Annotated in this window: 24 protein-coding genes; 16 read left to right on the top strand and 8 right to left on the bottom strand. The window is 60.2% G+C overall.

The annotated features are described in order from the left end of the window. The first annotated feature begins 95 nt into the window (after positions 1 to 95). Complete coding sequence (locus QN224_RS09810; protein ID WP_283976494.1) at positions 96 to 875, top strand: class I SAM-dependent methyltransferase; 780 nt, start codon at positions 96 to 98, stop codon at positions 873 to 875. A gap of 201 nt (positions 876 to 1,076) precedes the next feature. On the opposite strand, the gene QN224_RS09805 is transcribed toward QN224_RS09810, so the two are convergent. The 3 genes from QN224_RS09805 to QN224_RS09795 form a co-directional block, all read right to left on the bottom strand. Continuing rightward, positions 1,077 to 1,202, bottom strand: coding sequence for an ATP-binding cassette domain-containing protein (locus QN224_RS09805; protein WP_283976493.1), 126 nt, complete (start codon positions 1,200 to 1,202; stop codon positions 1,077 to 1,079). Positions 1,203 to 1,292: 90 nt separating this feature from the next. Next, positions 1,293 to 2,261 (bottom strand): YVTN family beta-propeller repeat protein, encoded by a 969-nt coding sequence (locus QN224_RS09800; RefSeq protein WP_283976492.1) that lies wholly within the window; start codon positions 2,259 to 2,261, stop codon positions 1,293 to 1,295. 1 nt (position 2,262) lies between these two features. Further along, positions 2,263 to 3,450: a branched-chain amino acid ABC transporter substrate-binding protein gene (locus tag QN224_RS09795; protein ID WP_173511987.1), complete on the bottom strand. Its 1,188-nt coding sequence runs from the start codon at positions 3,448 to 3,450 to the stop codon at positions 2,263 to 2,265. Between the two features lie 147 nt (positions 3,451 to 3,597). Between QN224_RS09795 and pedF the strand changes: the two genes are divergently transcribed. Both pedF and QN224_RS09785 read left to right on the top strand, forming a co-directional pair. Next, a complete protein-coding gene (pedF, locus tag QN224_RS09790; RefSeq protein ID WP_173511986.1) occupies positions 3,598 to 4,284 on the top strand; it encodes a cytochrome c-550 PedF in 687 nt (228 codons plus the stop codon). A 3-nt stretch (positions 4,285 to 4,287) separates the two neighbouring features. Then, the gene (locus QN224_RS09785) at positions 4,288 to 5,190 is read left to right on the top strand and encodes an ABC transporter substrate-binding protein (RefSeq protein ID WP_246299680.1); all 903 of its coding nucleotides are present in this window, start codon (positions 4,288 to 4,290) and stop codon (positions 5,188 to 5,190) included. 617 nt (positions 5,191 to 5,807) lie between these two features. On the opposite strand, the gene QN224_RS09780 is transcribed toward QN224_RS09785, so the two are convergent. Beyond that, positions 5,808 to 7,805 (bottom strand): glycosyltransferase, encoded by a 1,998-nt coding sequence (locus QN224_RS09780; protein WP_283976491.1) that lies wholly within the window; start codon positions 7,803 to 7,805, stop codon positions 5,808 to 5,810. Then, positions 7,787 to 9,019 (bottom strand): efflux RND transporter periplasmic adaptor subunit, encoded by a 1,233-nt coding sequence (locus QN224_RS09775; protein WP_283976490.1) that lies wholly within the window; start codon positions 9,017 to 9,019, stop codon positions 7,787 to 7,789. Before QN224_RS09775 ends, QN224_RS09780 begins: the two co-directional genes overlap by 19 nt. A 367-nt stretch (positions 9,020 to 9,386) precedes the next feature. Between QN224_RS09775 and QN224_RS09770 the strand changes: the two genes are divergently transcribed. The 6 genes from QN224_RS09770 (at position 9,387) to QN224_RS09745 (ending at position 16,098) form a co-directional block, all read left to right on the top strand. Then, entirely contained in the window at positions 9,387 to 11,069 is a 1,683-nt protein-coding gene (locus QN224_RS09770) for a bifunctional diguanylate cyclase/phosphodiesterase (RefSeq protein WP_283976489.1), read from the top strand. Between the two features lie 65 nt (positions 11,070 to 11,134). Beyond that, positions 11,135 to 11,653 (top strand): ubiquinone biosynthesis methyltransferase UbiE, encoded by a 519-nt coding sequence (locus QN224_RS09765; RefSeq protein WP_283976488.1) that lies wholly within the window; start codon positions 11,135 to 11,137, stop codon positions 11,651 to 11,653. Beyond that, the gene (locus QN224_RS09760; RefSeq protein WP_283976487.1) at positions 11,650 to 12,825 is read left to right on the top strand and encodes a class I SAM-dependent methyltransferase; all 1,176 of its coding nucleotides are present in this window, start codon (positions 11,650 to 11,652) and stop codon (positions 12,823 to 12,825) included. The genes QN224_RS09765 and QN224_RS09760 overlap by 4 nt, the downstream gene beginning before the upstream one ends. Next, positions 12,822 to 15,182 (top strand): SpoIIE family protein phosphatase, encoded by a 2,361-nt coding sequence (locus QN224_RS09755; protein WP_283976486.1) that lies wholly within the window; start codon positions 12,822 to 12,824, stop codon positions 15,180 to 15,182. Before QN224_RS09760 ends, QN224_RS09755 begins: the two co-directional genes overlap by 4 nt. 4 nt (positions 15,183 to 15,186) lie before the next feature. Beyond that, positions 15,187 to 15,744: an ATP-binding protein gene (locus tag QN224_RS09750; RefSeq protein WP_173511980.1), complete on the top strand. Its 558-nt coding sequence runs from the start codon at positions 15,187 to 15,189 to the stop codon at positions 15,742 to 15,744. Between the two features lie 15 nt (positions 15,745 to 15,759). After that, positions 15,760 to 16,098, top strand: coding sequence for a hypothetical protein (locus tag QN224_RS09745; RefSeq protein WP_173511979.1), 339 nt, complete (start codon positions 15,760 to 15,762; stop codon positions 16,096 to 16,098). Between the two features lie 88 nt (positions 16,099 to 16,186). Here QN224_RS09745 and QN224_RS09740 read toward each other — a convergent pair whose 3' ends face one another. Continuing rightward, entirely contained in the window at positions 16,187 to 17,335 is a 1,149-nt protein-coding gene (locus tag QN224_RS09740) for an AraC family transcriptional regulator (protein ID WP_283976485.1), read from the bottom strand. A gap of 389 nt (positions 17,336 to 17,724) precedes the next feature. Between QN224_RS09740 and QN224_RS09735 the strand changes: the two genes are divergently transcribed. From QN224_RS09735 to QN224_RS09715, 5 genes are all read left to right on the top strand, one after another. Beyond that, the gene (locus tag QN224_RS09735; protein WP_210267482.1) at positions 17,725 to 18,738 is read left to right on the top strand and encodes a UDP-glucuronic acid decarboxylase family protein; all 1,014 of its coding nucleotides are present in this window, start codon (positions 17,725 to 17,727) and stop codon (positions 18,736 to 18,738) included. Next, complete coding sequence (gene galE / locus QN224_RS09730) at positions 18,738 to 19,724, top strand: UDP-glucose 4-epimerase GalE (RefSeq protein WP_283976484.1); 987 nt, start codon at positions 18,738 to 18,740, stop codon at positions 19,722 to 19,724. The genes QN224_RS09735 and galE overlap by 1 nt, the downstream gene beginning before the upstream one ends. 32 nt (positions 19,725 to 19,756) lie before the next feature. Then, positions 19,757 to 21,574 carry a glycosyltransferase family 2 protein gene (locus tag QN224_RS09725; protein WP_283976916.1) on the top strand — a complete coding sequence of 606 codons (1,818 nt, stop codon included), beginning with the start codon at positions 19,757 to 19,759 and terminating at the stop codon, positions 21,572 to 21,574. 63 nt (positions 21,575 to 21,637) lie between these two features. Then, positions 21,638 to 22,588: a glycoside hydrolase family 26 protein gene (locus tag QN224_RS09720; protein ID WP_173511975.1), complete on the top strand. Its 951-nt coding sequence runs from the start codon at positions 21,638 to 21,640 to the stop codon at positions 22,586 to 22,588. 24 nt (positions 22,589 to 22,612) lie between these two features. Next, on the top strand, positions 22,613 to 23,128 hold the full coding sequence (locus QN224_RS09715; protein ID WP_283976483.1) for a DUF995 domain-containing protein: 516 nt from the start codon (positions 22,613 to 22,615) through the stop codon (positions 23,126 to 23,128). A 97-nt stretch (positions 23,129 to 23,225) separates the two neighbouring features. Here QN224_RS09715 and QN224_RS09710 read toward each other — a convergent pair whose 3' ends face one another. Together QN224_RS09710 and QN224_RS09705 are read right to left on the bottom strand one after the other, a co-directional pair. Next, positions 23,226 to 23,531, bottom strand: a complete 306-nt coding sequence (locus QN224_RS09710) for a hypothetical protein (protein ID WP_283976482.1) — start codon at positions 23,529 to 23,531, stop codon at positions 23,226 to 23,228. 259 nt (positions 23,532 to 23,790) lie between these two features. After that, the gene (locus QN224_RS09705) at positions 23,791 to 25,083 is read right to left on the bottom strand and encodes a pilus assembly protein TadG-related protein (protein WP_283976481.1); all 1,293 of its coding nucleotides are present in this window, start codon (positions 25,081 to 25,083) and stop codon (positions 23,791 to 23,793) included. A gap of 193 nt (positions 25,084 to 25,276) precedes the next feature. Here QN224_RS09705 and QN224_RS09700 point away from each other — a divergent pair, with 193 nt between their 5' ends. Then, positions 25,277 to 25,789 carry a prepilin peptidase gene (locus QN224_RS09700; RefSeq protein ID WP_283976480.1) on the top strand — a complete coding sequence of 171 codons (513 nt, stop codon included), beginning with the start codon at positions 25,277 to 25,279 and terminating at the stop codon, positions 25,787 to 25,789. Positions 25,790 to 25,831: 42 nt separating this feature from the next. Next, positions 25,832 to 26,623, top strand: coding sequence for a Flp pilus assembly protein CpaB (cpaB, locus tag QN224_RS09695; RefSeq protein ID WP_283976479.1), 792 nt, complete (start codon positions 25,832 to 25,834; stop codon positions 26,621 to 26,623). Positions 26,624 to 26,627 lie beyond the last annotated feature (4 nt).

Below are 26,627 nucleotides of genomic sequence, written 5' to 3'. Positions count from 1 at the left end.
TGCAAATTGAAACCAAATTTGTTTCTGCACATCTGATTTTCAAATAACACCAGTTTAATAGTCGATACGCTTCAGGACAGAAAGGGTGATTTCTCATGGGGCTGCAGTGCGCTGATTTTTACGACGCAGAGCTGTCGCGGCATAATCGGCATTTACGGGCCGCTGCCAGCGTCGGAATGCGCGACCGAGTGCTCGATGTCGGTTGCGGTGCAGGCCAAACCACCCGTGAGGCCGCCTGCGTCGCGGTGGAAGGGGAGGTGATCGGGGTGGATACTTCTGCTGAGATGCTGAAGATTGCGCAGCAACGTTGCAAAGATGCAGGGCTTCGGAATGTCGTGTTTGAGCTGGGCGACGCGCAACACCACAACTTTCCGGCTGCCAGATTCGACCTATGCATTAGCCGGTTCGGAGTAATGTTCTTTGCTGATCCGGCGGCGGCATTTGCCAATATCGCCCGGGCAATGCGCTCGGGGGCGCGTCTTGCGTGGATGGTGTGGCAGAGTCAGGAGCGCAATGAGTGGTCAGGCGCCATAAGGCAAGCGTTGGCTCCGGGGCGCGCGATTTTAGAAGATGCCGGCAAGGCGTTTTCACTTGGCGATCCCGCCATCGCCACAGAACTTCTTAGCACTGCCGGCTTCGCCTCAATCGACTTTGTCGAGATTCAAGAGCCGGTCTTTTACGGACCAAACGTTGATGCCGCTTTTGATGCGCTCACCGATCTCTATCTAGTGAAGGACGCGCTCGCGCGCACGGATGAACCACCGGACCAGCCACAGCAGCGGCTGCGTGACTTGCTGGACTCGCATATGACTGCCGAAGGTGTGTTTTTCGATTCGCGTGCATGGATCATCAGCGCTGTGCGAGGGACTGATTGATCGGGGACTGTGTGGTGTGCAATTTCCAAGGGTTCAGCGGTTGCAAAAATCACCCTGGCGGTCCGCAGCTTTGAGGCTCGGCGGCCGCAAAGGCCGGCGAAAAAAAGAAGATTGCGCCGGACGGTGAGATCGAGGTCGATGGTCCGCTGTTGGAGGACGACGCCGATGTGCCGAAGGGCGCCCGGCGGTTCGCGCGCGAGATCATAGCCAGCGATCGAGATCGGCGGCGTGAAAAAGCCGTGTCATAAGGCCGAACAGCGTCGACTTGCCGGCGCCATTCGGCCGGAACAGCGCGCAGAACTCACCGCGGCAAACGGAGAAGCCCACGTCTTGGAGTGCCCGCTTGCCCCCACATATGGCTTATCGAATCGATCGCCAGTCCGCTCATGCTCGCCCCTTCCGATGGTTTCCTGTCTGTCACGGGCGGGCAGCAGCCCCCCATGGAAAGCGGCCGACCTTGATTGACTTGACCGGTTCGCGCGCTGCCACATCGATCACCGTGACGTCGCCGGAAACACCATTCGTGGTGAAAAGCTGCTTGTGATCGGGCGAGAAGGCCATGTGCCAGACGCGTCGGCCGACGAGAATGTATTCCTCGACCGCCAATGTCTTCATGTCGATCACGGCCACGTGGTTTGATGGGCCGAGCGCGGCGAAAGCCGTTTTGCCGTCGGGCGCGAATTCAAAGCCGACGGGCTGGATCAGGTCTGCATTAATTCCGGCGATGCCGAACGCGATCTTGCCCGTCTCCGCCTGGGTAGCGACGTCGAAGACGGTCACCGTGCCACCGATCTCGGAGGATACCCAAAGCTCGCGCCCGTCCGCGGTGAACTCCGCATGGCGGGGCCGGCTGTCAACCAGCGTATTTGCGAAAATCGTCATTGTCGTCGTATCGATCCAATGCGCCATGTTTGTCGTCTCGGAAGTCGTTACGACGATCTTGCCGTCTGGCGAAACAGCCATGCCCTCGGGCTCGATGCCGACATTGATCTGCGCAACGACGTTGCGGGTATCGACGTCGACCACCGTCGTCACCGCGTCGTCTTCGTTTGCGATCCACAGGTGCTTGTCGTCGGGTGCCAGCACGAACTGCTCCGGATCCTCGCCCGAAGGAAGCTCATGAAGGATTTCGCCAGTTCGGGCGTCCATTACCTCAACCGCGTCGCTGTCGGATGCGCAGATATAGGCGCGCGAATGGTCGGAATTGAATGTGATACCGCGCGGGCGTTCACCCGTGGCAATGGTGCGCACGACTTCGAGCGTCGCGATGTCTATCACCGAGATGTTGTCGTCCTTCTCGTTGGTGACCCAGATTTCGCCGGCGGCCGCAGCGTCCGGAAACGCGACAACGGGAAGTGCCATTAGGAAAACAAAGATCAGCCTCATCTCATCCCCCGAACGCCTCGCAGGCGCTTTCCGCGCGGTCGAGACCCAGCGTGTCCATGTCGCTTCCCTGGTGCAGATAACCATCGAGCGGCGCGAGCTCGACGAGTGCGCGGGCGTTCACCACAGGCATTGGCTGACGCAATTGCCCGTTCCAGTCGCGGTAGCTGAGCGAACGGCCCTTGAAGCCGTCGAGGGCAAACGCATCCGACAGGATGTAATTCCGCAGCTTCATCGGATCGGCCGAGTTCATCCGCGTTACCGCCTCGGCGACCGTCCGCAGTGCCGTCCAGGCGGCGTAATCACGCGGCCGCATCTCCCGCTTTGCCGCAGCTTCGAAGCGGTTCTGCAGCTGCACGGCCCCCCATTGTTCCAGAACTGGCGCCCAACCCTCACCGCTTAGGCCGTCGGCGCCGGCAACCGGACGCGGCAGCCAGGTATTGTCGGCAACATAGCGAGCGAAATCGTCCGTCTTGTCGGCAATCAGCAGCACGTCGTAGTCGGGAAGGTCCTGCGTGAATAGCGGCACCTCCTTGCTGGCTGCGCGCCTTAAGTCAGTGTCGAAGGTCCAGGCCTTCTCGGCGAGGATTTCGACGCCAAACTTCGCCGCAGCGGCTCGCAAGGTTGCTGCGAAGTTCTCGTCCTCTGGCCTGGGGCCGACGATCAGGGCCGTGCGCGTCCAGCGGCGCGCTCTCAACACCTGCATCAACGCATCGGCGCCCATCGCATCCTCCGCAATCGTGTGCAGGAGATTGGCACGGCACTCGCCGTCGCGCAGGCGGCGTTCGCCGGACGCGACGTTGAAGAGCAGTGCGCCCCCCGCCTCGGGCAGGTCGGCGACCGTCAGAATGCCTTCGGCGGACGCATCGAGGAGAAGAACCAACGAAGCAGCGAGCGCGGTTTTCGCCGCCGCCGCAAGATCGCCTCCCGGCTCAACGGAGACGACCTGCAGTCTGTAGTGATGGCCGAGGAACTTGCCGGTCGTCTCGCTATCGGCCAGAGCGACCCTCGCTCCTGCGATCCCCAGATCCGCGGGGACCGGATCGAGATTGGAAAGCACCGGCGGCGCCTTCTGCTCCTGGCGCAGATAGGTGACGGCGACGGTGATCTCCGCCTGAGCCACCCCGGCAGCGCTAAGATGCGCAGCCAAAAGGCATGCGGACATTGTCCGTCTGATGCGGATCTCCGACATTGGACGCTCCTCCCACGGAAGACGTTAGGGTGGGGCCGCCGAGGGTGGAATACGACCTAGGTACCATGCCAGGCCGCGACCTAGGTCGTATTCCGCGGCACCGGCGACGGGCGTTAAAAACCTCAGCGAGATCATGGAGGAGGAAAGATGTCCAGAAACCGTATCCGAGCCGGGCTTGCGGGGTTCGCATTATTGGCAACAGCGACGATGGTCGTCGCGCATGGCGACGTCGCGCCCCAGCCGGTCAACACCGATGCGTTGCCCGAAATAGGTGAGGAATGGCTGACGGAGAACCCCTATCGGGAGGCGAAGGCCGGGCATGATGTCTGGCTGAAAGCCGTCGAGGTCGGCGCGTCCGGCTTTAATCAGAACTGTGCCCGTTGTCACGGGCTCGGCGCCGTATCCGGCGGGCTTGCCCCCGACCTTCGCTTCCTGGAAGCGGAGGAATATGGCGACGAATGGTTCATAGAGCGCTTCCGCCACGGTTACACCCAGGACGGCACGACCAAGATGCCTGCCTTCGGGGATATTCTCGGCCAGAAGGCGGCCTGGGCGATCCGAACCTATATCGAGACGCGCCCCGCAGACGGGGCGCTCGACGCTCACTCGGATCGGCTGCATGAAGTGCGGAATGAGCTTGCTTCGACCAAGGTCGAGGATCCAAAGGCGCTGAAGAGCGAACTCGAAAAGATCGCCGCTGAGGTGGAGACGGCTTCCGGCGCACCGGTTGCCGACAGCGTTGCCTACGAGGCAGCCCGGGTTCTCGGCGAGACACCGGAAAGCTGGAAGAAGGCGAGCGAAATCCTGACTGTCGGGCTTTCGGCGACGGAGTGAGCCATGCATCCTCTCAGGGCCATGGCGCTCGCAGTATTGGCCTGCGCCGTCGTGCCAGCCGTGGCCTTCGCACGATGCGATGGCCACGTGCCGCAGCCCAAACCGCAGAACACCTTTCCACAGGACGTCGGGCGCTCTTTGGATCGGGTGATCGAGGAGGGCTGGATCGAGTTTGCGATCTATGAGGATTTCCGGCCGTGGTCCTATGAAGAGAACGGCCAAGCACGCGGGATCGATGTGGACATCGGCCAATCGATTGCTGAAGCACTTGGCGTCAAGGCTCGTTTCCGGCTGGTCCAAGCGGGGGAGACGCTCGACGCAGATCTCCTAAACTACGTCTGGAAAGGCGCGGCGATCGGCGGCCACGTCAGCGATGTGATGCTGCACGTGCCCTATGACAGCGAATATGCGTGCCGGATCGAGCAGGTGACCTTCACCGGCCAATACGCGTCCGAGACCATCGCGATCGCCTACGACAAGAAGGATTATCTCGAAAAAGGACCGACGCCACCTTTCTTCCGCTACGACGCGGTGGCCGTGGAAAACGACTCAATTTCCGACGTCTACCTGACCTCTCTCCTCGGCCCGGTGGACAAGATTCGCCGCTATCGCAGTACCGCGCTTGCCATGGAAGGTCTGGCATCCGGCGAGACCATGGCCGCAATGGCCCCGCGCGCGGAGCTTGAGGCGGGCATCGCCTCGCATCCCAAGGCGAGCCTCGCGGTGCACGAGCCGGCACTTATGGGCTTTGCCCGCGGCAAATGGACTGTCGGAGTCGGCCTGAATTTTCAGCACAAGGATCTCGCCTATGCTGTCGACGACGCCATTGCGGCGGCGCTGGCCAACGGAAGGATCGCTGCGATCTTCAAGAACTGGGGCATTACCTTCGAGCCGCCGACGCGATGACAACCTCAAGACCGTGCGACCGCAGCGGCGGTGGCGGTGAGCCTTCCCTGTTGTTGCGCATCATTACGTGGATGAATGGTTCGCTACAATCGGCGCGTCGGCCTCGTTGCGCCGGTCGGGGATATGTAGGCACGCAACGTGTCGCAACGAACTGAGGTTGCTGTCCCGTGCGGGGCTATAGTCTACGCAGAATGGCGCTTATCCTCAGCGGATGGAGCAGCGCCGCTCCCAAGCAATCGGCTACTATCCTGCGGATACGACGATGCTTGCCTTGATTCTCGCTCCCAGCCGATTCCGACAGCAACGCAAGGTGAATAAAACGGCTTCGAAGGACTGCTTGCTGTCCTTCGCCCCGCTTCGACTGAGTGTTCCTGATGATACATTATGCGGCGTACCATTCTCGACCCGCAATCTCATCGCCTGCATGCAGGAGGCGCGCGCCGGTTCGGCCGGGAGCAGCGCAGCCCGAACGCCAGCCGATGTCTGCGGCGCTGGTGCCGCGATCGCGAATGCCGTCTACAACGCAACGGGCATGAGCTCCTCCGGCTATCCAACGCGCGATCTGCTGGCGAGGGAATGGCTCCGACGAGCTGGAAGACATAAGCGTTAAGCCCCGGTTACGATGCGACACGTGTGCGTCCGAAAGCGCGCAGCAACAGGCTCACAGACACCGCGATCTTATCGATATCGGGAACCTCCCGGGAATAACGCCCGGTATAGAGTTTGATGATCATCTTGTCGCGTTCGAAGCCGCGCAGATCGAAATGGAGATGAAGGTAATAACGCCGCTTGTCGCCCGAGCGGGTAATATCCCCGCGCCTCTGGGTGACCTGCTTCAGATCTGCCTCGAGCGGCGCAAAGCCTTCAAGGTTCAGGAGCACACGTGTCGACCTGAAGCGCGTCTCCGTCGGAACCGCAACGACCGCCTTGTCCAGGGAAAGGCTGACCAGGCGCCCTGCAGCACCGTCGACCTCCACCGCCTCGTCGAGCTTGAAGGCCTGAAGGAGGCGTCGCGGCTTCTCGAAGCAGATCAGCGAGGCAATGACAAGCACGACGATGTTGAGCCCGGACCAGAAGGCCGCGATCGTTGAGAACGAGCCGCGCGTGTGCGCAGTTTCCGGAACGATGTTGATCAGCAGGCCAAGCGCAGTGACGACGATGAAGCCCGCGATCCAGGTGAAGGTATAGGCGTCGAAGGCGCTCGCCTCGTTGCCGCTGCCCTTGGGGGTCACCTTGAAAGGCTTGCCGAACGGTCGCACGAGGCTCGAAAGAACCGTTGGCAGCATCCGGAAGGTCGAAAAGGTGCCGACCGCTGTGGAGACCAGCGGCAGGTAGCGGGTGGGTGTCAGCCATAACATCAGCAAAAAATAGGCGGCCAGCACCGGCACCTGATGGGAGAGATAGTCGCCGACGTCCGTGAAATAGAGCGGGAGCGCGCCGAACCAGAGGTAGGCGATCGGTACCACCAGCACCGTAAAGCGGACCAGATATTGCACCAGCCAGGACATCGGCAGGAACATGATCCTCTGGAAGAGCGACAGTCCAGGCCCGCGTAAGGGGCCGTTATGCAGGTAGAGTGTCTGGATGCCGCCCTGGCACCAGCGTTCGCGCTGAACGAAATAGCCGGTCAGATTCTCGGCCGCCAGGCCCATAGACAGTCGCTCGTTGAGATAACGGGTCTTATAGCCCTTGTTGAGCATCGAAAGTGTCGTCAACAGGTCCTCGGTGATCGACTCGGTCGGGAAGCCGCCGATCGTATCGATCGCCTTGCGGCGAGCGATCGAACAGGAGCCGCAGCAGAAACTCACGTCCCAGCCGTCACGGCTTGGCGCGATCTCGTCGAAAAACAGGCGCTGCTCATCCGGCCAGACGTTTTCGAGGCCAAGATTGGACTGCACCGGATCGATGTTGAAGAAATGTTGCGGCGTCTGCACGATGCCGATCGTCTCGTCCGAGAAGAACGGTAGCGTGCGCCTGAGGAAGTTGCGATAGGGGACGAAGTCCGCGTCGAAGACCGCAATGAAATCGCCGGAACTGACGGCGAGCCCATTGTTCATGTTGCCGGCCTTGGCGTGGGCGTTGTCGCTTCGGGTCACATGGATCGCGCCCCGTCCTTCGCAGAAGGTCCTGAGCCAGTCGCGGCGACCGTCGTCGAGTACGTAGACCTTAAGCTTGTCCTTTGGATAGTCGAGCGCCAGCGCCCCGACAATCGTTCTTTCGAGAACGTCGAGAGGCTCGTTATAGGTCGGGATGAAAACGTCGACGGTCGGGAGATCGCCTGGCTTTCGCGCGAAAAACATCTGTCCTAGTTGGTTCGCGTCGATGCTCCGGTCGACATACCGGCTCATCAGTATGAGGAACAGCACGACCTCCGAAAAAGCGAGCATTTCTACTATGAACACCAACCAGACCCAGTAAAAGTTGGGGCCGTCATTGGGATAGGGAAGAACGGTTTCGGTGAAGCGCCAGACCAGATACCGCAAGGCAATGAGAGCAACCAGGGCACAGGTGACCGCCCGCGCCCAGGTCCGATGGCGCGACCAGTTGAATGGCCCGAGCAGAAAGAAGGCGATGACCAGCAGGGTCGGAGCGAGCGTTAGAAGAGACTGAACCACAGGCTTTTGATCCACTGTGTGATCCGGAGGTTGTGTTTGGAAATACGCACCTGCACGGTGCGCCCAACCTGGCAGAAATTCGCAAAGTCCGTATTGAGTGCCGACGGTGCAAGCAGAATGCGGATCCGGGCGTTGCGCTCGTCGGTTTCGGGCTCGTTGGCGGCAAGAGAGTCCTTTTCGACGACGGCGGAGGAACCCTTGAGCGCTTGCACCTGCCCCTTGAAGACTTCACCGCGTCCGAAGAGCCGGACCTCTGCGTCTCGGCCAGGATAGATCTCATCGTAGTCGACCTCGGGAACGAGAATGTCGACGAACAGCTCGCGGCAATCGAGGATCCGCATCATCTCGTTGTTCAGGACGACGTTCGAGCCGCCGACGATGCTCCTCGCCCAAACAACCCCTTCGAACGGCGATGGGACCGTGGCCGATTCGAGGTTGCCAACGCGCTTTTCCTCCTCGATCATTTGCTGTTCGGTCTGGCTCGCCCGTGTCCTGTTCTCGGCAATGCGGGTGTTGAGATCGTTGATGCGGACGATCACCTCGTCCTGGCGCTGGCGGGAATACGGTACATCGTTCTGGCCGTCAGCGACGACGAATATGTCCTGACGCACGGCGTCGAGGCGTTGCTGCAGCAGTTCCACTGTCAGGTTGCTGATCTCGAGTTCGCCGCCGGTCGCGGCCCCGGCAGCCTCAGCCGCCTCCACCATCTTGCGCGTAAAGATTCCCTTCGACTCCAGCTCTTGCCGACGGTCGAGGTCCACTCTTGCCACCACATCCTGGGCGCGCGATACCTCGACACGTTTCCGCAGAATGCGAAGCTCCCGCTCCAGGCTGGCGATGGTCGCGCTCTTGAACACGGCGAGGCGTTCGGCAAGCTGGTCGCGCAGGCTCACAAGCTCGTCACGCTCCCGTTCCAGCGCCGCGACGCGATCGACAGCAGTTCGGTGTTCGGCACGCAGCGACGCCAGGACGGTCCGATTGACGCGCTCGTTGCGAATGATGGCGAGTGTCTCGCCCTCGGCTACCGGCGTCCCAATCGGCGGCGGCGGTTCGGCAATCTCGCCGTCGATCGGCGCGTTTATGGTCGCAAAGCGTGCATTGACGGTCCCGTCCAGACTGGTAAACCCCGTCAACCCGGGCAACAACACGGCGACCACAAGCATCAGCAGCAGAATGCCGACCGCGATGCGCGTCATGCGATGGTTCAGGATCATGTCGACCGCCCTACTCACTGCCTTGGCAGCGCAGACTCGGACAATTTTCGCTTGCTGCTGGCACGACCGCTTCTGCGCGAATCCGCCACTCCAAACGCGAACCGCCTCCTCGCTTTACAGCCGCCACGTGTTCAACATTCATTGGCACGTGACATCGAACAACCCTCAAATTTGACTGTTTCCATGGTGATTCTATGAAAATCCCGGCGACCTCACTGGTCGAGCGGCATTGACCGCGACATCTTCCGCCATAACTTGTGGGTGTACGACTGCGTTGGATATTGACCTGTCAACGCACGTCGTCGGGCGCTGAATAGAACGGAGACGGCTCGGACGAGGAGCAAAGGGAAGGGAGTGGAGGGCTAGGATGCCGGACGCGGATGCGACGATGTCAGCTTCATATTCCCATGAGAGCTACTTTCTCACCAATACCGACGAACTCGTCTCTTTCTACGACGAGAGCTTCCATCTCGTCGGCTGCTCGGCAGCACACAGGAGAACATACGGCGTCGACTCGCTCGTCGAGACAACTCTCTGGCACATCTATCCCGAACTGTTGGCGCCCGGCCCGAACTCCGCCATCGAATTTGTCATCGGGAACGGACTGCCGCGAACGGTCGAGATCGCGGATATGGCGACGGGAAATCGCCGCATCCTCGTCATCTTTCGCAGTGCCAATGGCATCGGGATCATCGAAGCGGAAAGCAGTTCCGCCTACCGCGAGACATCCAGCCAAAGCGAGAGCGATCGGGCGCTTCTGCTGCATCAGGCAACCCATGATGCTTTGACCGGATTGCCGAACCGGCGGCAATTCAGTGATCATTTGCGCGGCGCATTGCCCGTGCCGAACGGTGCGCGGTTAGCGCTCATGCAAATCGATCTCGACGATTTCAAGCCGATCAACGACACGTTGGGCCACAGCGCTGGCGACGACGTTCTCAAGATGGCAGCGGAACGGATCAGGAGCGTTCTGAGGGATCGGGAATTCGCGTACCGGCTGGCCGGCGACGAATTCGCGGTCATCCAATGGAGGGCCGACCAGCCTAAGGAGGCCGAGCGCCTGGCCGAGGCGCTGGTCAACACGTTCAAGGCACCATTCACGATCGAAGGCATCAATGTCTTCGTCGGCGCAAGCGTCGGAGTTGCCGTTGCGCCGGCAGACGGCAACGAAGTCGAGCAACTGATGAAGGCTGCCGACATCGCGCTCTATGCGGCAAAGACGGACGGCCGTGGGCGGGCAAGGACGTTCACCCGCTCCATGCTCCTTGTGCTCGAACAACGGGAAATGCTACGCCGAGGCCTCCGCTCGGCCCTGCAGGAGGGTCAGTTTTTCGTTGAATACCAGCCTCTCGTGAAGACATCGTCTTCGGTCGTTGGCTTCGAAGCGCTTTTGCGATGGCGCCACCCCCTGGTCGGCATCATTCCGCCGAATGTCTTCATTCCGATGGCTGAGGCTGATGGTCTTATGAGCGAGATCGGCCAATGGCTGCTGGAGCGCGCGTGCCGGGCGGCGATAACCTGGCCGCCGCACTTCACCCTCGCCGTCAATCTGTCCCCCGCCGAATTCTTGCACGAAGGTCTTACGGATCGCGTCGCTCAAACGCTCGATCTCGTCGGAATTCGGGCCGACCGTCTTGAGCTCGAAATTACCGAGTCGGTGCTGCTGGAGCGAACGATCAACAATCTCGATACGCTCAATACCTTGAATGTGCTCGGCGTGCGGATTTCGCTCGACGATTTTGGTACCTACTATTCCTCGCTCAGCTACCTCAAGAATTTCCCCTTCGACACGATCAAGATCGATCAGTACTTCATCAAGGACCTCGAGGCAGACGAGAAGAGCCAGACAATCGTGCGCTCCATCATCGCATTGGCCCATGGCCTAGGCATGAATGTTACCGCCGAAGGGGTGGAAACAAGTGGTCAGGCGGCCTGGCTCCAGAACGAGGGGTGCGACCGCCTGCAGGGATATTTCCTGGGCTTACCCATGCCTGCCGAAGCAATTGGCGCATTTCTCCGCAAGTCGCCTGCGGGCCTTTTACGAACGTGAGCGAAGGAGCGTTGAAATCGTCTGGACAAGCTTGAACAAGGTTTGCGCGCGGAGGAGGAAGCAGCATGAACGGACTTGAGAACGAGGCCGCGGACGACCATTTCGAACCCCTGCTCCAAGTCGAGATGGCGATGGGAACGTTTCTTTCGGACTGGCACAACTGCGACCAGCTGTCGACTTTCATGGCGCGAATGATCAGCCACAATCGAACGGATCCTATTCGACATTCGAATTTCTTTTCATTCGCCCTCAATGAACTCCTGGAGGTGTCGTTCCGTGGCGGTTCTCTCGACGGGCGGATTGGCTGCGCCGTCTATCGACACGGCCCCATAGAACGCGTGAAGCTCACCTTTCCCTGCCCGCCGGGCCAGAGACAGTTCTATCGAGAAGCGGTCTCGAAGACCCGAAGAGGAAATGCCTACGCGCGCTATATCGATGCCATTTCGACCGATCTCGCTCCGAGCAGGGAGGTCGTCCTGCTCGATCTGGCGATCAATTTCGATGCCCGGCTTCGGCTGGAGGAAAGCGATCCTCCGCAAATAGCGATTGTCATTGACTTGCCTCTGGAAGGAATCGTGAGTTGAGTACGACAGCCCTTTCGCCCTTCAACGTGGAATTCGACTCGAACAGTCAGGAGTTTTCTCTTTCGGGAGTGATCCGGCCGCGCTCGGTCGATGAGATCGCGGCGAGCATTTCAACGCTCAAGGGCGCAATCGATCAGGTGCGAGGCGTCCTCTACATCAACGTAAAACGCTTGGTTCAAATGAACAACACGGCCTTTCACGCTTTCGCACGTGTCGTTCTCGATGCCTGTCGTGAAAGATCGGATCTCCGCTTCGTGGTGGTAACGTCGAGCGTCGTGGGCTGGACCGAACGCATGTTCGGGCACCTGAACAAGATCGAACCGCAGGTCACCGTCGAGGTCTATGATTCCAAGTTCTACCCCGGCCAGAGCTTCGTGGAGAACGCGAGTTTCATTCCGATACTGCGCACGCAGACGAAAATGACCTGGCGCCACGAGCGCGCCATTCTCCCTCGTCACGGCATCCGCCCTGGAATCGTGATGGCGGACATCTGCTGCGGCATCGGCGATTTCGCCATGCTTGTGCGCAAGGAGTTCCAGCCAGCACGAATCGTCGCCCTGGACCATTCGAAGGCAAGCCTTGCCTATGCGCGCGACGTGGCGGCAGGGTTCGGCATCACCGATATCGAATACACTTACGGCGATGCTTCGGAGATGTTGCTCGAGGACAATCAGTTCGACTTCGTGACCTGCCGTCATTCGCTGCAGATTTTCAACCAGCCGGACGTGCTCTTGAAAGAGCTTTTCCGGATCTGCAAGCCCGGCGGGCGAGTGTACATGACCAATGAGAAGAACTCGCACTGCCTCGGCGAGCCGCGATCACAGAGCATTCAGTGGACCTACGAGGAGGTCGCCAAGCTGTTCGGCCATTTCGAGATGGACGTCGAGCTCGGGCCTAAGAGCCGGCGTTATCTCGCCGAAGCTGGCTTCGACGACATCGTCGTCGAATCGTTCATGGTCACCAATCTCGATGGAGATCCGCAGGACTTCGCCGACATCATCTCTGCCTGGGAGAACGTCTACGCTGGCGAAATGGCCGTGAAGCGCGGTGATCCTCCCGAGTTCATTGAACGTTTCCGTCAAGGCTTCCGGGACCACATCTTCGCTGCGCTCCACCCGAAGGGTTACGCCGGCTGGCCGATCTGGGCCGCGTCAGGACGCAAACCGCTATGAGCGCCCCCGGCGAGCAGACCAACCGTTTAGGCTTGCGCTCCTTCCGCGCCAAATTCGTTCTCATCGTCGGAGGCGCGGTGCTTTTTGATCTGCTCGTCACCGGTGGTCTGGCGCTGTGGAATGTTCAGAGACTCTCCCGCGATGCCGCAGCGGAGGTCGGCCGTGGTCTGGAGAAAGCGAGCCGGGACTATATCCGTTCCTATGCTGAAACGACGGCGGCTCGCGTCAACCTGCTCATTGATCAGGTCCACTCCGACGTCGGCACGCTCGCGGGTGTTCTCCAGGAGCAGATCGATCGGCCCGTAAGGAAATCCCAGATCGGCGAAGCGATGGCGCGCGGAGCGCCGGGGGCCGTTACGGTTGCATACGACCAGAAGGGAGGGTGGGCCCAGAACCTGCCCGGCCCTTTGTCAGTCGTCAGCGTCTGGGGTTATCTCCTTGACGCGAACCACGTGCCGCTTCCTGAGGTGCAGACAGACATAGAGAACAGCGCGGTGCTCGATCTGGTCGCGCCGAGCCTTCTCGCAAACGGTCAGTCAAAGCTACAGATGTACTATATCGGCCCTAAGGAGCGGCCGATCTTCAGGACAGCGCCCTACACGGATCAAGCCCAAACCTTCGACAAGCTCTATCCCGGCCACAACAAGGCGGAATTCTGGTCGTTCTTCTTTCCCGGTCTTTACGACTCGTGGGAGCAGTGGGCGAGCGATCGCAGGAAGCGTCCCGTGGGCGACGACATGACCCAGACAGCGCCATACACGGATGCTATCACCGGCAAGCTCATCGTCAGCTTCTTTCAGCCGCTGTGGTCTCGGGACCGCAGGCGCGTAGCTGGCGCCGCCGGAGCGGATATTACCCTCGACCAGTTGGCGCAGATCGTCGAGAACGTCAAGGTCGCCGACAACGGCTTCGGCTTCCTGGCTATGTCGGATGGCAACGTCGTCGCCATCAATCCGGTCGGAGAAAAAGTCATCGGCCTTCGGGCGTCGAGCGCGGTCGGCAGCGAAGGTGTGACGGGTCTCGATCGCTCGTTGCGCAAAAGCGTCCAGCAGGAAATTGCCAAGTTGCCCCTGGGCCAGGACGGACTGCTCAAGCATATCCTGCTAGTGGAGAACGGCGAGAGGGTACCTTACCTCGTCGTATTGAAACAGCTCCAGCCGACGAACCTTTGGCTTTCTGGCCCTGTTCGTCGTGAAACCATGATGCTTGGCATTGTCGTGCCGGAGCGCGAAATCTACGCCTCGCTGTTTGCTGCTCAGGCTGGAATTTCAGAGGCGACGAACAGGATTGTGATCTATCAGGTCCTCGCGCTCCTCGTGTCCCTGTGTTTCGTTACTGCCGCCGTGTTCGCCATTTCAAAGCGGATCACCGGCGGCATCAGTGCACTTGCCGATGCCGCCAAACGCATTCAGGCCAAAGACTATTCCGTGAGGGTCAATATCCCGACTCGCGACGAAGTCGGCGAGGCCGGCGCGGCCTTCAATCGAATGGCGGAGCAGATCAGCTTCCACACGGAGAACCTTGAACAGCTCGTCGAGGATCGGACGAAAGAGATCGAAGAGGCGAACCTACAGATCTCAGCTCTAAACCAGCAGTTGCGCAGTGAAAATTTGCGTCTTGGCGCCGAACTGGCAGTCGCTCGGCGCATCCAGATGATGGTCCTGCCCAAAGCTGGCGAGCTTGAGGAAATCGCCGATCTGGAAATCGCAGCCTACATGCGGCCCGCGGACGAGGTGGGCGGCGATTACTACGATGTCTTGAAGAACGGAAAGCGGCTGAAGATCGGGATCGGCGACGTAACCGGGCACGGCCTCGAGAGTGGCGTGCTGATGCTGATGGTTCAATCCGTCGCGCGGGCACTGCAGGAAGCCGGGGAGATGGACCCATCGCAGTTTCTCAACCGCGTAAACCGCGCCATTTACAAGAATCTCGTCCGAACCAGCACCGACAAGCATCTGTCGCTGGCATTCCTCGATTACGACGGCGCGCGCCTGACGCTCTCTGGCCAGCATGAAGAACTGATCGTCGTGAGAAACCTAAGAGACGTGGAGCGGATAGACACACTTGACCTCGGGCTGCCGATCGGATTGGAGCCGGACATATCGCCCTTCGTGGCAACGCGCGATATCTCCTTTGGGCATGGTGACATGATCGTTCTCCATACCGACGGCGTAACGGAGGCGGAGAATCGGAGCGGCGAACTCTTTGGCATCGAAAGGCTCTGTGAGAGCGCGCGTCGTCGCTACGGCCGAAGCGCCGAGGATGTCAAATCAGGAATCATCGAGGATCTGATGGCACATATCGGCACGCAGAAGATTCATGACGATATTACACTGGTAGTGATGAGGCACAGGTAAGCGGATGACGACCTTATACGGACTGGAGGACCTCGCGATCGGAACGGGCGAAGATGTGACGAGACTTCGTCTCTTTGAAGGTCCGCTCGATCTCAGCTGGAAACACTGCGCAATCACTTCGGACTTCGTCGCCGAGTTCGCTGCGCTGCGCTATAAAACCTCCCGCAATCTCTATAAGGAGGTGCGGCACAATGTTGGCTATCTGACGAACGAGCTTATTGAAAACGCAATGAAGTTCCGTGCTTCCGGCGAAATCATCGTAGAAGCGTCGATCGCCGCCAGCGCCTTTCGGGCAAAGGTCTCCAATTTCATCGACAAGGATACGGCTGCTCAATTCCAGCACTTGCTTTCGGAAATAACCACAGGCGATCCAAGCGACCTCCTCATAGAACGGATCGAAGCGAATGCAACGGGCTCGGGCTCAGGCTCCGGACTTGGCCTTCTGACCCTCATGAGCGATTATGGTGCTCACTTTGCTTGGGTCTTTGGACCCGGTGGACAGAACAGCGACATCCCGCTGGAAACCTATGCCGCGATTACGGTCCCCGAGCTCTCGAACTAATGGGCAGCAAAAAATATGGAAATCAACGAAGACGAATATCGCGTTTGGTCGGAAGGCAAGGACATCTATTTCGATGGCACGATGCGCCTGCCCAGCACCGAGGCCTATGCCCCGATTTTCTCCTTAGTGATGAGCGTCCTCGACACTGAGCCAGATCGCATGACCGTCGATCTCACGGGATTGCAGTTTCTCAATTCATCCGGAATCAACCTGCTTGCGAAGCTCACGATCGAGGCGCGCAAGCGGCCGAACATCCAATTCACGGTCCGCGGAAGCTCAGAGTTTCCCTGGCAATCGAAGTCTCTGCCAAACCTCAAGAAGCTGCATCCGGGCGTCGATCTCAGGCTGGGTTGAAGACGAGGCGTGCGACGCGTGGCTGCCGCCCATTCTGCCGCGGTACCAATCTTGCGCACTGAAATTGTGCGCAGGCAACTCTCTTGCATTAGCCTTGGACGGCCTTGAGCCAATCGCCAATCGTAGAGCCGATATTCCTCTCGGAAGGCGTAGCAGGTACGATGGGCCGTTCTGCGGCCGCAGCCCTGCGGATTTCGCGGGGGCTCGCTCCGAACTCGTGACTGAACGCGCGGGTGAAATTGGCGGCTAGTTCGAAACCGGCCGCTTCCGCAATTTCCCCTATGGGCCGGTTGTTGGTCGGATCGCTGAGATCGGCATAGGCCTGCAGCAACCGACGCCGGCGGATGTAGTTTAGCACGCCGCCGCTCGGCTCGAAGAGCTGATAGAGGCGGGTACGAGAGATGCCCAGTTCACGGCATATCTTTTCGGGCGTCAGGTCGGCCGAGTGCAGGTTGACATGGATGTATCGGTGTGCCCGCTCCATCACTCCCATTTTCGGCTGGGGCCCGGCTGGGTCCGGCCTCACCGCCGCTACGCAAGCGACAACCATGTCGCGTATCGTGCGAACGACGCGAGGCACCTCCTCGACTGTGATGTTGCCGAGGTTTGCCTCCATGCCGTTGATGTAGTTCACGAGCAAGTCGGCCAGACTGCCGGACAAGACCGAATTGTTGGCGATCTCGAGCGTGCTCGCGTCATCGGCCAGCAATTCAAACGGCATGAACAGAAGTACGGTTGCAGCCTCCGTCGTCCGGCCACGATAGGGATAGCCGAGTGACCTGAAAAAGATCTCTCCCGGCCCGGCTTCCATGACGCGGCGGTCGACTTCGGTCCATGCTCGGCCGCTGCGAAGTAGCCCGACGTTCCAATGATCGATCGGACTGGAGCGCAGCATTGCCAGCGAGCGTGTGTAGCTAAATCCCGGCGTGCGCTGTTGAACGACCAGCAAGTCGCCGAGATGCCACCCGATCTGTTCAGCCGCAAAGCCGTCCGCCTCGGACACTCCGTCCGGCAGATGGACATCCACCAGGGGCGCCATATGCGCCCGCCAGCATTGGAACTGTTCCACCGGCGGCAGATCGTTTGTCGAGAAGCGCGAGGGCACGAGCACAGGTGATTTTCCGCCTTGATGATCCTTCCGCACAGCCGGCTCGCGGGGCCAACGCCGCCGCTCCATGTGGGCAGGCCAAGCCGGGACTTCGGTGGGGTCATCTCCTGATCCGGAGTCTTTCGTCATACAACTCTCTCCAGCGAAATGGATCGTGCGCAAGGGCGCAGACGATCGATTGCCTGGCGGCGGGCCGTGTCCGGTCTTGACACAACTCAGCCTGAGGTGGAGCGAAATCGATCCGCTACACCCTGCAGTTCCAGTTTATAACCCGTTTTGAGTAGAAATGCACGGCGGGATAACTATCGGGATTGGGTGATAATGACAATCTCCGCGGGATGATTGTATCACTTCCCTACAATTGCTTCCAAACATTGCTGACGAACATTGAAGGTATTTTCGAGCGATAAAGTTTCGATCACCTAATTATTGTTCCCTTCGGGGAACAATCCTTGTTGACAAGCTAATATTATGGGGATTATTCCGTGAACTATTTCCGAAATGGCTTCAGAAATACTTTGCATGGCACAAAGGATGACAGTGGCCCATCGCCAAGCCGGAAAGTCCAAAAGCGAATACTCGTTACCGGCGGCGCCGGCTTCCTGGGATCCCATCTCTGCGAACTGCTTCTCGGCGCCGGTCATGAGGTCATCTGCGTCGACAACTTCTCGACGGGCTTGAGACGCAATATTGCTCAGCTGAAGCGTTTCGATACCTTCCGCGTCATCACCCATGACATTGTGGAACCGATCGACCTCGACGTCGACGAAATCTACAACCTCGCTTGTCCGGCATCGCCGCCGCACTACCAGACCGATCCGATCCAAACGACGAAGACCTGCGTGATCGGGTCGCTCAATCTCCTGGATTTGGCTGCGCGCCGCCGAGCGCGGATCTTCCAGGCGTCGACATCGGAAGTCTACGGCGACCCAAACGTGCATCCGCAGGTGGAAAGCTACTGGGGCAATGTCAATCCCTTTGGCCCGCGCGCTTGCTACGACGAAGGCAAGCGTTGCGCCGAAACTCTGTTCTTCGACTTCCACAAGGTTCGTGGAGTCGAGATAAAGATCGTTCGCATTTTCAATACTTACGGTCCTCGGATGCGTCCGGACGATGGTCGCGTTGTGTCGAACTTCATTGTCCAGGCGCTCAAGGGTGAGGATATCACCATATATGGCGATGGTTCGCAGACCCGTTCCTTCTGTTTCGTCGATGACCTGATCGACGGCTTCATCCGCCTGATGGCGTCGCCGTTGTCGCTCACTGGTCCGGTCAATCTCGGCAACCCCGGAGAGTTCACGATCGGCGAACTCGCTGAACAGGTGATACAATTGACCGGCTCGCGGTCGAAGATCGTCAGCCACCCTCTCCCCGTCGATGATCCGCGTCAGCGCCGCCCGGATATTTCTCTCGCAACCAAGCAGCTCGGCTGGCGCCCGACTGTCAATTTGTCGGAAGGCCTCGCGCAAACCATTCGCTACTTCGACGAGCTTCTCTCGCACTCGAAGCGGAAAGTCATGGAGCCGGTCTGATGGTCGCGTCGCGCATCCTTGTGACGGGTGGCGCCGGTTATGTCGGCAGCCATACCGCAAAGCTCCTCCGCCTGGAGGATGTCGAGCCGGTCGTCTACGACAACCTGACGACCGGAAACCGCTCCTCGGTGCGCTGGGGACCGTTCGTGCATGGAGACATCCTCGACACGACTCGTCTGATCGAGGTCATCGAACAATATCAACCGGTCGCCGTCATCCATTTCGCAGCATCCGCCTATGTTGGCGAGTCCGTCGCCGACCCCGCCAAATATTACAACAATAACGTGCGTGGAACGTTGTCGCTCCTCGATGCGTGCCGCCAGGCGGGTCTCTACAAGATGATCCTTTCGTCGAGCTGCGCCACCTATGGCGTGCCGAGGGTGTTGCCGATCGACGAGGCGACACCGCAGCTGCCGATCAATCCGTACGGCAAGACCAAATTGATGGCCGAGCACATGGTCGCCGACTATGGGGCCGCCTTCGGCCTCAACTACGTCGCGCTGCGATACTTCAATGCCTGTGGAGCCGATCCCGAAGGCGACCTCGGTGAATGGCACGATCCGGAGACCCATCTCATCCCGCGGGCGCTCATGGCCGCGGCCGGGAGAATTCCACATCTCGAGATATTCGGCGAGGACTACGACACGCCTGACGGGACGTGTGTGCGTGACTATATCCACGTGGCCGACCTTGCACGCGCTCATGTGCTCGCATACAGGCATCTCGTCCAAGACGGCAGAAACCTGGCGCTTAATCTGGGTACAGGCCGCGGCCATTCCATCAAGGAAGTCCTGCGGACCATTGTCGACGTGACTGGGCATGATGTCCCTGTCGTATTCCATCGGCGTCGTCCCGGCGATCCGCCGACGCTCTATGCTGACGCAGGTCTCGCTTACCGGAGCCTTGGCTTTGTGCCCCGGTACTCCGACCTCGAGACGATCGTACGAACGGCCGCGCCATTCTTTGGACTGGAGGCGCGGTCGTGAGTCGTCTTTGTGCCAAGGATAGAACGAGCAACATGCCCGGCGGCGAGCCGCTGCTCGTCCCTGTGCTTACTGGCTATCGCCGCGCGGAATATCTGTTCGGGGCGGGCCTCTGGGCCGCCGCCCTCGCTTATTTCTGGAGCTGGTGGCTAGAGCCGCGCCACCACGTGGACATCTTCGGCAGTATTGCCGTGACGGCGGTGCTTGCCTGGGTCACGCTTCTCCCCGCTTATTTCATAGTTGTCTTCCACCGCGCGGCAAAACCGAACGGGCCGCTGCGACTGCCGGCAGGCAGCCGTGTTGCCATGGTCGTGACCAAGGCCCCATCTGAACCCTTTTCGGTCGTGGCGGAAACACTTGAAGCGATGCTCGCTCAGGACGTGCCGCACGATACCTGGCTCGCTGACGAGGACCCTTCCGAGACTACGCTCGAGTGGTGCCGCAGGCATCATGTCCTCGTCTCGACACGCAAGGGGCGGGCCGACTATCATCGGACCTCGTGGCCGCGGCGCACGCGCTGCAAGGAAGGCAATCTTGCCTTCTTCTATGACCATTACGGTTACGATCGCTACGACTTCGTTGCTCAGCTCGATGCCGACCACGTTCCCGAGCCCGGCTACCTCTTCGAGATGCTCCGCCCCTTCGCCGACCCGGAAGTGGGTTATGTCTCGGCACCCAGCATTTGCGACCGGAACGCGGCTGACAGCTGGTCGGCACGCGGAAGGCTCTATGCCGAGGCAAGCATGCACGGCTCGCTCCAGGCCGGCTATAATGGCGGGCTCGCGCCGCTCTGCATCGGCTCTCATTATGCGGTGCGCACGGCAGCACTCAAAGCTATCGGCGGACTCGGTCCGGAACTGGCGGAAGACCATTCGACAACATTGATGATGAATGCTGCCGGGTGGCGCGGCGTGCACGCGCTCGATGCCATCGCGCATGGTGACGGGCCGCGCACCTTCGGTGACCTCGTGACGCAGGAATTCCAGTGGTCACGCAGCCTGGCCATGCTGCTGCTGCAGTATTCCCCTCGTCTCGTCAGCCGGCTGCCCCTCCGCCTGAAGTTCCAGTTCCTCTTCTCGCAGCTCTGGTACCCGCTTTTCGCGAGCTTCATGGCACTCATGTTCGTAACGCCGACCCTTGCACTTGCGCGCGGCGAGACCTTCGTCGCCGTGACCTATCCCGATTTCCTGATCCATTTCACGCCACTCTCGATGGTTCTCGTCCTTCTGGCCCATCGCTGGCGGGCGAGTGGCTCCTTCCGGCCGTACGATGGAAAAATCCTAAGCTGGGAATGCATGCTGTTTCTCTTTGCGCGCTGGCCCTGGGCGCTTGCCGGCACGGTGGCGGCTGCGCGCGACTGGCTCACTGGGTCTTTCGTGGAGTTCCGCGTCACTCCGAAAGGCGCATCCAAGGTCGATCCGCTGCCCCTGCGCGTGCTTGCGCCCTATGTGTTTCTCGCGGTTGCCGCGGTGCTGCCGGTCCTACTTGTCGACGATGTGGCCAAGGCCAAGGGCTTCTATCTTTTCGCGATCCTGAATGCCGCGATCTACGGCCTGCTTTTGCTGGTCATTGTCGCACGGCATGCGAAGGAGAACGCGATCGCTGCCGCACCTCGCTTCTACAGGCCGGCGATGGCAGCCGGGTTTGTAGCGCTCGTTGCATTGCCCGGGATCGCGACTGCCGAGCACGGAAAGGACGGGCTCGAAGCACTTGCATGGGGAGCGGGACATCTCCGCCTTTTCGAAGAGCGCTATGCGGCGTCAGGTGCCGGCCAAGGCGGCATCACCTTGCGCAAGATCGTACTTCGACCGCGCTGGGTCCCTGCTCCGGTGGAAGACGACGTGAGACGCTGAGGATCAAACCATGACAGCAACAGCTTCACTCTATCGAAAACCAGTCCACAGCGCAGGTGTGCGATGAATAAGAAATCAAACGCAATTGCCCTCTTATGCATGGGCCTGTTCCTGTCCGGCACCGTACTGGCAGCCAGCATACCGCGTGGTATTCCCGGCCGGAATTCCACGGCGGCGGCGCCGTCGCAAAAGCGCCCCGTGCTGACGGAGGATTCCATTGATCTTGGTGCCTATGACCCCCACGGCGATTTCGGTGAACCGTCGCAGTCCAAGATCGAACATCTCTTCCTGCCCTGGGAAGACGTCGATTTGTCCACCTTGGCCCTTGCCGACGATTACGCCCGAGCGCGTGGGCGCTCGCTGATGATCACGATCGAACCGTGGTCTTGGTCGCCTAATTGGCGCGTTTCGGATCAGGAGCTGCTGCGGAGCATTCTCAGTGGCGAACGCGACGAGAACATGGCCCAAGTCTGCTCGACCGCCGCCACGTTGAAAAGTCCGATTATTATCAGGTGGGGGCAGGAAATGGACGAGACGGACAACCAGTTTTCCTGGTCTCATTGGCGGGGCGAAGATTTCAGGGCCGCCTACCGGCGTATGGTGAACGTATGTCGCGCGCACATCAAAACCGCGAAATTCGTATGGTCGCCCAAGGGCAACGAGGGGCTGGAGGCCTTCTATCCTGGGGATGACGTCGTTGACGTCGTCGGGCTCTCGGTGTTCGGCTATCAAAAATACGATCAAGGCACGACTGGTCGCGACAAGTCATTCTCGGAACGGCTGGCGCCTGGGTATGAACGGGTGAAAGGCTACGGCAAGCCAATCATGGTCGCCGAGCTGGGCTACGAAGGTGACGCATCTTATGTGGCGAGCTGGGCGACAAGCGTTGCCATGCGTCATCCAGAATTCCCTGCACTGACCGCGGTCGTCTACTTCAACGACCGCGAAATCTACGCATGGCCTGGAGGCTATGGCCGGCCCGACTGGCGAGTCGTCCGAGAAACCACCAATTAGCAATCGGTCGCACGGAGACATGAGATGAGTTCAGTATTACGCACAATGTCCTTGGCTGTCGCCATCACGGCGATGATGGGTGCGGCGGCATCGGTTGCCGAGGCCGCCGCCAGACGCGCGAACGCTCAAAATGCAATGCCGCTGACGCACGACGAGCTTTATAGGCTCTACAGCCAGAAATCGTGGATCTGGAAAGCGGGCGCGGGATATTTCTCAGTGCGGCAGCGCCGATTTACGGCCTGGTCGAAGGAGAACGGCCGTCCCTCCTATGGCGTCGGTCGCTGGTTCATCACCGGACCAGGAAAACTCTGCTTCAAGGCCGACTGGCACGCAAAGGACGGGTCGGCTCCGGCAACAACCTGCTTCAGCCATCGCAGGCAAGGTAGCCTCATCCTTCAGAAACGCGAACCGAACGGCGAATGGTATGTTTTCAAGAACGTGCCGGCAAAGCCCGACGACGAATTCGCCAAGCTTCGTCGCGGCAATTATGTGAGCGCGCGGCTGAACAGAATCGAAGCAGGACTCGGCAAGGTCGAATGATCTTGACCGGGTGAAGGAGTTGCGCAGCCTGTGGGCGCCAGCGCATCAATTTGGCTCCGCAGATGAGCCCGTCGTCGATTGGCGCGCAACTCCACCCCTATCGAAGGAAGCAGCGCGAGGTGCTGCCAAAGCCGCTCGGCGTGCAAATATATGTGGCACGCCCGAGATAGGCGGCCCGCTCGAGTTTGACCGCTCGTTGAACGACGACGGGCTTGGCCGCTACGCGCTTGTTGTTCAATGCCGGATAGCCGACCTGTCTCGTCAGCGACGAGGTTCGGATACTTTGGTCTGGAGTGACAGAACATCCCGACACGGCTGCTGCAAGGAGTAGAGCAAACACGCCCCGCACTATATTGCTGCGGCCGTCGATTAGCCCGACCGAAGTCCTTGTTTGCGCTTTCATGTTTAGAACTCCTGGTTCTCGAACCTCATGCGCAGCACGGTAGATGAGACGATTTAAATCGCCGTGCAGAAAATGCGTACAACTTAACCTATCCCGGCTACGCTCGACCGCGAGTGAGTGCCCCGCCACGCTTCCGTGGTCTGGCTCGTTCTCGGTAGGCCCGAGGTTTGATTACTGGACGACCGCGTTCATCCAGATTGCTACCGCGAAGGACAACCGTTTGGTCCGATCATGTTAGTTCCAACCCGTGTCCGGCATACTACTCAACCAGCGACACCGTTCGGCCTACAACGATCTCGTCGGTCGGCGAGGCGCAGGTTTCCATTGTCGAATTGCCCGTGAAAGTGACCTGGTCCGCAACGATCTGTGTGCACCCCCCGGACACGGTGGAATTGCCGGTGAAATCGATACGGCCACTGGGCAGGTACAGATTTCCCTCCAGCGTCGATTCGGAATTGCCCGTCACCTGGTGCAGCACACCCGTATCGTGGCGGCTGCCAAAGAAAAGCAGGCCGGCGAAGGGTCCGCTCGTCGGCGCGGACAGGTCAATGTCGCCGTTGCCGAGCAGTTTCGCCGCGGCACCGTTGGTGAAGAACAACGTGACCCCCTCACCAGAGAGCTTGGCCCCTGCGGTCACCGTAAAATCGCCGCCGTCTATGATGTAGAGGCCCGGCTTCAGTGTGATCGTATTCTGGATCTGCAATCCGCCGCAGAACCTGATCGCCTCCGTCCCGTCTGCGAGCAGGTCAAAGATGTAGGTGGAATTGGAGACATAGGCGAGCGTGCGGCAGGGAAGCTGTTGAATGTGCAGCTTGTCCGGCTCGGCGACGGATGCAAAAGGGTCCGCCGTCGGCGACACCCGTTCGACGGGTTCGCTGCAACCGGTAAGCGTCAGGCCTGTGGTCGTAACGGCCTCGCCAACCGTATAGACGCAGTCCGTCGACATCATTGCGCTGCCGTTCTTCATGAGGAAGGCGTCGACTGCGCTGGAGTTGGAGACAACGCTGCAGCCGGACAAGCGAACTTCCGTGGAGCCGGTGACAGTAACCGCGCCAGACGCCGAGTTCGACAGCGCAAGTACGCAGGCCTTGGAACCGCCCTTGATCTCGGCGACGGCGCGCGCCTTCATCGTGACGGGTCCGTCGCCGAAGACGGACGAAAAGAGGCGCGGATGCGTCTCGGTCAGCTCGACCGTGAGCTTGGTGGATCCCCCGAGTCCCTGCTGCGTGCCGACGGCAAGGCTGCCGGGGGTGTAACCGGACGCACTGGCGATCCTGCGAGCGGTGGTTTCGAGCGTAGCTTGCTGATCTCCGGCGCGAAAGCGCACGGCAGCGGCGTGGGCCGATACGTCCGCCGCATGCTGCAGCTTGCGCCTTTCCAGGAACCAGTAGCCCGTCTCAGCCCCGAGTCCCATCGCACCGACTAGAACAGGAAACGCGATCGCAGCGATGAGGGCGACCGTTCCGCCTTCGTCCTTTATGAACCGGCTTGCGCCGGTGCGCCGCCGTGGCATCGGCCTTTCGGCGTTGATCGTGTCGTTTCTCTCGCTCATTCGCCAGTCCAAGACCTGAATTTCTGGGCCGGACGGTATATCGCGTGCCGGCCGTTGGCGATTCGGCCAATTGGCCTAGTCCGGGCCGCAAGCCTTTGGCGCCTGACGCTTAGGCCATCAGGTCGAATGGTTATTGCGCGTTTCAAAGGGCACATTCGCGACACTTCCAATCGGCGCACGAAAGGCATCGAACATGATTTCGATATCCGCAGCTTGGCTCGCATTCATACTCTTTGCCGGGACAATGACCTATGTCGGCATCAAGGATGTCGCCACGATGACCATATCGAACCGCCTGGTGCTCGCACTGGCGGTTTCCTTTGCCGTTCTTGCGCCCGCCGCTGGCTTGGGCGTAGCCACGATCTCTTCGAGCATTCTCATAGGCTTCGGCGTACTGGCCTGTACCTTCGTGCTTTTCTCCCTCGGCTGGATCGGCGGCGGCGACGCAAAGCTCTTGCCCGTGGCCGTGCTCTGGCTTGGGCCCGATCTCGCGGTCGATTTCCTCCTCTACACGGCCGTGATCGGCGCGGCGCTGACGCTTGCGCTCCTTCAGTTCCGGCGCATGCCCCTGCCGGTGGTGTTGAAAAAGAACGCCTGCTCCGCGCGCCTGCACGCCCCTGAGACGGGCATTCCCTACGGGGCGGCGATGGCGCCGGCGGCGCTTCTGCTGCTGCCGCAAACCCAGTGGTTCTCCGCTCTTCTCTGAGGGCGCTACCAATCTTCCGTTGCTCGTTGAAAAGGTTTGGCCATGATCCGCTTCGCCATTCTCCTTCTTGCCCTCGCATCCGGCGGGGCTGCCTCCTGGCTGGCGCTGGGCGCGTCCGTTCACCCGGAGGTAGAGGTCGTAACCGCTGAAGAGGCTCCCTCGAATGAGGTGCTGGTCGCGTCCGCGGAACTCAAACGCGGTGCGACGCTCGACGAGGGCCAGATGCGCTGGCAACCGTGGGAGGGGGATATCGCTCCCGTCTTCATCAGCCGCAGTTCAAGGCCGGACGCGATAACGGCGCTCAAGGGTTCGCTCGCCTTGAGCGACTTCGTGCCGGGAGAACCCATTCGCGAAGACAAACTCGCGCAGCGCGGCTCCGGTTTTCTGTCGAGCATGCTGCCTTCTGGGAAACGGGCGATCGCCGTTCGCGTGACGGCGGAGAGCACGGCCGGCGGTTTCATCCTGCCCGACGACCATGTCGACGTTATCCACACGGTCGCCCGGGCGGACTCCTCCGGCAAGGACGGAAAGGTAATCAGCCGAGCGATCCTTTCAAACATCCGCGTGCTCGCGGTCGATCAGACCATTTCGGAAGCCGCCGACGGCACTTCGGTGATCGGGAAAACCGCAACGCTCGAAGCGGATCCGGAACAGATCGCAACCATTGCGGCTGCGGAAGCCTCCGGCACGGTTTCGCTGGCCCTGCGCGCAGTGGCCGACAATCACGAAAGGCCCGCCGTCGAAACGGAAGAAAAGCGACCGGGCGTGGTGCGCATCATCAGCGGCGGGCGCGTGTCGATGGTCGAAGTCCCCTCCCGCTCCAACGGCAGTTGATCGG

Source organism: Sinorhizobium sp. 7-81, from assembly GCF_030124405.1.
In the GTDB taxonomy this organism is placed as follows: Bacteria; Pseudomonadota; Alphaproteobacteria; order Rhizobiales; family Rhizobiaceae; genus Sinorhizobium; species Sinorhizobium psoraleae.
Note: the sequence above shows the minus strand (reverse complement) of the source record. Positions and strands in the feature narration are given on the sequence as shown.

Excerpts from the sequence above, each read along its gene's own strand:
- QN224_RS09810 (WP_283976494.1), top strand. The coding sequence starts at position 96 with ATGGGGCTGCAGTGCGCTGATTTTTACGACGCAGAGCTGTCGCGGCAT.
- QN224_RS09800 (WP_283976492.1), bottom strand. The coding sequence starts at position 2,261 with ATGAGGCTGATCTTTGTTTTCCTAATGGCACTTCCCGTTGTCGCGTTT.
- QN224_RS09795 (WP_173511987.1), bottom strand. The coding sequence starts at position 3,450 with ATGTCGGAGATCCGCATCAGACGGACAATGTCCGCATGCCTTTTGGCT.
- pedF (WP_173511986.1), top strand. The coding sequence starts at position 3,598 with ATGTCCAGAAACCGTATCCGAGCCGGGCTTGCGGGGTTCGCATTATTG.
- QN224_RS09785 (WP_246299680.1), top strand. The coding sequence starts at position 4,288 with ATGCATCCTCTCAGGGCCATGGCGCTCGCAGTATTGGCCTGCGCCGTC.
- QN224_RS09775 (WP_283976490.1), bottom strand. The coding sequence starts at position 9,019 with ATGATCCTGAACCATCGCATGACGCGCATCGCGGTCGGCATTCTGCTG.
- QN224_RS09770 (WP_283976489.1), top strand. The coding sequence starts at position 9,387 with ATGCCGGACGCGGATGCGACGATGTCAGCTTCATATTCCCATGAGAGC.
- QN224_RS09765 (WP_283976488.1), top strand. The coding sequence starts at position 11,135 with ATGAACGGACTTGAGAACGAGGCCGCGGACGACCATTTCGAACCCCTG.
- QN224_RS09755 (WP_283976486.1), top strand. The coding sequence starts at position 12,822 with ATGAGCGCCCCCGGCGAGCAGACCAACCGTTTAGGCTTGCGCTCCTTC.
- QN224_RS09750 (WP_173511980.1), top strand. The coding sequence starts at position 15,187 with ATGACGACCTTATACGGACTGGAGGACCTCGCGATCGGAACGGGCGAA.
- QN224_RS09745 (WP_173511979.1), top strand. The coding sequence starts at position 15,760 with ATGGAAATCAACGAAGACGAATATCGCGTTTGGTCGGAAGGCAAGGAC.
- QN224_RS09740 (WP_283976485.1), bottom strand. The coding sequence starts at position 17,335 with ATGACGAAAGACTCCGGATCAGGAGATGACCCCACCGAAGTCCCGGCT.
- galE (WP_283976484.1), top strand. The coding sequence starts at position 18,738 with ATGGTCGCGTCGCGCATCCTTGTGACGGGTGGCGCCGGTTATGTCGGC.
- QN224_RS09725 (WP_283976916.1), top strand. The coding sequence starts at position 19,757 with ATGCCCGGCGGCGAGCCGCTGCTCGTCCCTGTGCTTACTGGCTATCGC.
- QN224_RS09720 (WP_173511975.1), top strand. The coding sequence starts at position 21,638 with ATGAATAAGAAATCAAACGCAATTGCCCTCTTATGCATGGGCCTGTTC.
- QN224_RS09715 (WP_283976483.1), top strand. The coding sequence starts at position 22,613 with ATGAGTTCAGTATTACGCACAATGTCCTTGGCTGTCGCCATCACGGCG.
- QN224_RS09710 (WP_283976482.1), bottom strand. The coding sequence starts at position 23,531 with ATGAAAGCGCAAACAAGGACTTCGGTCGGGCTAATCGACGGCCGCAGC.
- QN224_RS09705 (WP_283976481.1), bottom strand. The coding sequence starts at position 25,083 with ATGAGCGAGAGAAACGACACGATCAACGCCGAAAGGCCGATGCCACGG.
- QN224_RS09700 (WP_283976480.1), top strand. The coding sequence starts at position 25,277 with ATGATTTCGATATCCGCAGCTTGGCTCGCATTCATACTCTTTGCCGGG.
- cpaB (WP_283976479.1), top strand. The coding sequence starts at position 25,832 with ATGATCCGCTTCGCCATTCTCCTTCTTGCCCTCGCATCCGGCGGGGCT.